Genomic DNA, 2,271 nt, shown 5'->3' on the forward strand with positions numbered 1-2,271 from the left:
TCTCGAAGCTACCGGTGCCTCCTACCAAATTCCGGATCGCGGGCCGCTTGGCGAGCATGCTCTTTTTGATCAAGGCGTGCTTGATGTGCCCCAGATGGACGAGCGTTTTCTTGCACAGCAAGGCAGCAATGAGACAAAAGTCCGGTTCAAAGCGCGTCAGAGTCTGTCAACAATCACCTTTGGCTTCAACCCCTTGGATGCCGTTGGTTGGAAAGGCACGCTAACACCTGTCCGCCTGAACTGGAGAGACATCCGTCCGGTCGTGAGCGATCGTTATCACCTGCCCCCATCAGCACATTCAACCTTTGTGACTGAACGCTTCGCTGTTTGCACTTTTTGCCCGCGTCCAGCCGAAACCGATCCAGGTGCTTTGAAGGTACCGTTTTTTCACTCGAACGATGACTACGATGAACTGCTCTTTTTGCACGCAGGCCAGTTTTTTAGCCGGTCTGGTATGGGGACTGGAGCGCTGACATTCCATCCAAGCGGCTTCCCACACGGACCTCATCCCGGCCCATATAAAGCGAGCCTCTCTAATCCCCGTGAACGGATTGAGGAAGTGGCGATCAATATCGACGCCCGCGATCCGCTCGATCTCGCACCCGACCTAGCGGGGTGTGAATTGACTGGTCACGTTGATTCATGGCGTGATTTTATTGAGAAGCCAGAATAATGAGCTACGGCAACGTCAGTTTGGCCATCGAACGCCTCAAGCCGATATTTGGTGAGCGCTTGAGTTTGTCTGCGGCCGTACGCGAACATCACGGCAAAGACACAACATTCCATCCCATAAAAGCTCCGGATGCGGTGGCCTTTCCAAACACGGTAACGGAAGTTCAGGAGGCGATGCAGGTGTGTGCCGATCTTAGGATACCGGTAATCCCGTACGGGACGGGTACCTCATGCGAAGGTCATATCGCAGCTCTTCATGGCGGCCTTTGCATTGACACCTCGGGACTCCGAGACATTCGGGCTATCCGCGTTAACGATATGGACGCTACGGTCGAGGCTGGCGTTACCCGCAAGGAGCTCAATTCCCACCTACACCATACGGGCCTACAGTTTCCCATTGATCCCGGCGCTGATGCTTCTATTGGAGGAATGGTTTCAACGCGCGCCTCGGGTACTAACGCTGTACGCTACGGCACAATGCGGGAGCAGGTCCTTAGTCTTGAGGTTGTTTTGCCCGATGGCAGTTTAGTGCAAACCGGCACTCGAGCGCGCAAGTCGGCGGCTGGCTACGACTTGACCCATCTGTTTGTCGGGTCTGAAGGAACGTTGGGAATTGTGACCGCTGTGACACTTCGCCTACATGCGCTCCCTGAGCACACGGTTGCAGCGACGTGCAGCTTTCCCTCCCTCGACAGCGCCATAGGGACCGTCATACAAACGATTCAGGCAGGAGTGCCGATTGGCCGTGTTGAATTGCTCGACGACTTGCAAGTGGACGCTGTCAACCGATATTCCAAGATAAACCTGGACGTCGCGCCGACTCTGATTTTTGAGTTTCATGGAAGTCGTGGCGCTGTGAATGACCAAGTCGCGTTGGTTAAGGACATCGCCGAAGCAAATAGTGGCCATGAATTCCGTTGGGCCGAGCGACCAGAAGATCGATCACGGCTTTGGCAGGCGCGGCATGACATCTGGTGGGCAAACATAGCGCTGCGGCCGGGATCGCAGAGCTTGCCCACCGACGTCTGCGTGCCAATATCCGAGCTTGCTGTCAACATACAGGCGGCAAAAGAAGATATAAATCAGGCCAATCTCATTGCGCCAATTTGCGGCCACGTTGGGGACGGCAACTTCCACGCATGTTTTATCGTCAATCCGGAAGATGAGGACGAGATGCGACGCGTTGAAGATGTCAATCAGCGCATGATCGACCGCGCGCTCGCCTGCGGCGGCACTTGCACTGGCGAGCACGGTATTGGATATGGAAAGATAGACTTTTTACGTCAGGAGACAGGAAATGCCTTCTCGCTGCATCAATCGATCAAAAGCGCCTTCGATCCGAATCTGATTATGAATCCAGGAAAAATCGTTGGAATGCACGCGTGATCGAGACTAGCTTCTCGTTTCTAGACGGGATGAAGTAGATCTTATCGTGGAATAAGACGTACGGAAGCCTCAGTTTCGCATTCTAGCTCATAGCAGTTCAGGTTTCGATTGTGATTTAAGAACGCGAAGAACAGGCGGGCGCAGACCCGCTTACATGCTCTTCAACGGGCGATAAATAGACAGGTTTTGTTAAGCCAGACAAATTTGGCTTTC

The 2,271-nt window shown here is 53.8% G+C and carries 2 protein-coding genes; both read left to right on the plus strand.

The window, feature by feature from the left end:
* The coding region (locus ACFFAR_RS31185) for a homogentisate 1,2-dioxygenase (RefSeq protein ID WP_375509226.1) at nt 1-673 on the plus strand (673 nt) is incomplete at its 5' end.
* Entirely contained in the window at nt 673-2,058 is a 1,386-nt protein-coding gene (locus ACFFAR_RS31190; protein ID WP_375509227.1) for an FAD-linked oxidase C-terminal domain-containing protein, read from the plus strand. The genes ACFFAR_RS31185 and ACFFAR_RS31190, both read left to right, overlap by 1 nt.
* Nucleotides 2,059-2,271 lie beyond the last annotated feature (213 nt).

The organism is uncultured Caballeronia sp., assembly GCF_964243625.1.
In the GTDB taxonomy this organism is placed as follows: domain Bacteria; phylum Pseudomonadota; class Gammaproteobacteria; order Burkholderiales; family Burkholderiaceae; genus Caballeronia.

Bases quoted from the DNA above. Each gene is read 5' to 3' on its own strand.
- ACFFAR_RS31190 (WP_375509227.1), top strand. From the start codon at position 673: ATGAGCTACGGCAACGTCAGTTTGGCCATCGAACGCCTCAAGCCGATA.